3 protein-coding genes are annotated in these 2,621 nt (G+C 78.6%); all 3 read right to left on the bottom strand.

What is annotated here, in order from left to right:
• Window positions 1–163 precede the first annotated feature (163 nt).
• Window positions 164–973 carry an ATP-binding cassette domain-containing protein gene (locus C6N75_RS22115; RefSeq protein WP_105870650.1) on the bottom strand — a complete coding sequence of 270 codons (810 nt, stop codon included), beginning with the start codon at window positions 971–973 and terminating at the stop codon, window positions 164–166.
• Complete coding sequence (locus tag C6N75_RS22120; RefSeq protein WP_105870651.1) at window positions 970–1,845, bottom strand: ABC transporter permease; 876 nt, start codon at window positions 1,843–1,845, stop codon at window positions 970–972. The genes C6N75_RS22115 and C6N75_RS22120 overlap by 4 nt, the downstream gene beginning before the upstream one ends.
• A 1-nt stretch (window position 1,846) precedes the next feature.
• The coding region (locus C6N75_RS22125) for an ABC transporter permease (RefSeq protein WP_146132639.1) at window positions 1,847–2,621 on the bottom strand (775 nt) is incomplete at its 5' end.

Raw genomic sequence — 2,621 nt, forward strand, 5'->3', positions numbered from 1 at the left:
CGCACCCCCCGCCCGCACGCCGACGCTCCCGCACCCGGCCCGGCCGCCCGGGCGAAGGACTTGGCCACCTGGTCGAGGACCAGGAGCGGTACGCGGTCGGGGGCGGCTTCCGGGCCGGGTGCGGGAGCGTCGGCGTGCGGGCGGGGGGTGCGGCTCGCGGACGTCATCGGACCGCCTCCGGAGCCTGGTCGCGGCCCTCGGCCGGCGCCGTCCGGCCGCCCGGACCGGGTAGTCCCCCGGCAGGGCCCAGCACGTGGTCGGCGGAACCGGTGGCGGTGACGAGGCCTGCGGACAGGACCGCGACCCGGCCGCCGACCCGGCGGGCCACGTCCAGATCATGGGTGACCAGCAGCAGCGCGGTGCCCTGCTCGGCGCGGAGCCGGGCGAACAGCTCCAGCACCCGGGCCCGCAGCAGCACGTCCAGCGCGGTGGTCGGCTCGTCGGCGACCAGCAGGGCCGGCCGGCAGGCCACCGCGACGGCGATGCCGGCGCGCTGGCGCTGGCCGCCGGAGAGCTGGTGCGGCCGGCTCGCCGCCACTCGCTCCGGGTCGGCGATCCCGGCCGCCTCCAGCAGCGCCCGCGCCGCCGCCAGGGCCGCCCGCCGGCCCCGCGCCTCGCCGTGCCGCCGCAGCACCTGGGCGATCTGACGGCCCACCGGACGCAGCGGATCGAGCGCGCCGGTGGGATCCTGCGCCACATAGCCGATGCGGCGGCCCCGGACCCGGCCCCAGGCCCGCTCGCCGGCCCCCAGCAGCTCGGCGCCCTCGAAGACCAGCGAGCCGCCGGTGCGGGTGCCCGGCCGTGCCAGGCCCAGCACCGCGCGGGCCACCGTGCTCTTGCCGCTGCCGGACTCCCCGACGAGCACCAGCGTCCCGGCCGCCTCCAGGGTGAAGGAGACCCCGTCCACCGCCCGTACCGGGCCCCCGGGACCGTCGTGGTCCACCGTCAGCCCCGCCACCCGCAGCAGGCTCATCGCACGTCCTCCCGTACCCCGACGCGGCGCCGCAGCGCCTCGCCGAGCGCGTTGAACACCACCGAGACGCCGAGGATCACCAGCGCCGGCAGCACCGCCAGCTCCGGGCGGGTCAGCAGGGCGGGCCGCAGCTCGTCGAGCATCGCGCCCCACTCGGCGGCGGGCGGGGCGACGCCCAGACCCAGGAACGACAGCCCCGCCGCGTACACCACGGCGAGACCGACGAGCGAGGAGGCGTAGGCGAGGACGACCGGGGCCACCACCGGCAGCACCTGCCGGAGCGCGATCGCGCCCCGCCCCGCGCCGCTGACCTCGGCCGCCGCCAGGAAGTCCGCGCCCCGCACCCGGCGCACCTCGCTGTGCGCGACCCGGGCGACCGCCGGGGTGAGCACCACCGACAGCGACAGCACGGTGGCCGCCAGCCCCGGCTCCAGCACCGTCGCCACCGCGATGGCCAGCAGGATGCCGGGGAAGGCGTAGAGCACGTCCAGCGAGCGCAGCAGCGCCTGTTCGACGACCCGGCCGCCCAGTCCGGCGGCGATCCCCAGCGCGGTGCCGAGCGCGGTGGCCGCCAGCACCGGCAGCAGACCGCCGGCCAGCGAGGCGCGGGCGCCCAGCAGCAGCCGGCTGAGCAGGTCGCGGCCCTGCCCGTCGGTGCCCAGCGGATGTCCCGGCGAGCCGAACGGGAGCAGCCGGCCGGTCAGCGAGCCGTCGGCCGCCCCGTACGGCGCGAGCAGCGGCGCGGCGGCGGCCACCAGGAGCAGCAGTGCGGCCAGCGCGGCCGGCACGGCGAGACCGGCCGCCGGACGGCGGCGGCGCCGCCCGCCGAGGGCGGTCGCGGTGAGCGGCGGGTCGAGGACGGGAACGGCCATGTCAGCCCCGCACCCGGGGGTCGATCCAGGCGTGCGCGGTGTCCACCAGGATGTTGATCCCGACGAAGGCCACCGCCACCACCAGCACCCCGCCCTGGACCAGCGGCAGGTCCCGGGCGGCCAGCGCGTCGTACAGCAGCCGCCCCAGGCCGGGCCAGGCGAACAGGGTCTCCACGAACACGACTCCCTCGAGCAGATAGGCCAGTTGCAGCCCGGCGATGGTCAGCAGCGCGGGCGATGCGTTGTGCACGCAGGCCCGCCACACCGCGAACCGCCCCAGGCCCCGGGCCCGCAGCGCGTCCGCCAGCTCCCCGGCCAGCACCGACGCCAGCGCGGCCCGGAACACCCGGGCGGTCAGCCCCAGCGGCACCAGGGCCGCCGCCACCGCCGGCAGCACCAGGTGCAGCAGCAGGTCACCCGACCCGCCCCCACCGCCGAACGCGGAGTGCGTGCCTCCGGCCGGGAACCAGCGCAGCTGCACCGCGAACACCGCGATCAGCAGCAGCGCCACCGAGTACTGGGGGGCCGAGATCGACAGCGTGGACAGCGCCCCGCACAGCCGCCCCAGCGGGCCGGGCGGCCGGGCCGCGCCCGCCGCGCCCAGCACCACCCCGCCGACCAGCACCAGCGCGAACGCCGCCCCGGTCAGCAGCAGGGTCTGCCCCACCGCCGGCGCCAGCAGCTCGGTCACCGGCCGCTGACCGGCCACCGAGACGCCCAGGTCGCCGGTGGCCGCGTGCCCCAGCCAGGTCAGATAGCGCAGCGGCAACGGCTCG

The sequence above is a fragment of the Streptomyces solincola genome (genome assembly GCF_002982015.1).
In the GTDB taxonomy this organism is placed as follows: Bacteria; Actinomycetota; Actinomycetes; order Streptomycetales; family Streptomycetaceae; genus Streptomyces; species Streptomyces solincola.

What these genes read in the sequence shown, in the direction of transcription:
- C6N75_RS22115 (WP_105870650.1), bottom strand. Translation starts at nt 973, where the DNA reads ATGAGCCTGCTGCGGGTGGCGGGGCTGACGGTGGACCACGACGGTCCC.
- C6N75_RS22120 (WP_105870651.1), bottom strand. Translation starts at nt 1,845, where the DNA reads ATGGCCGTTCCCGTCCTCGACCCGCCGCTCACCGCGACCGCCCTCGGC.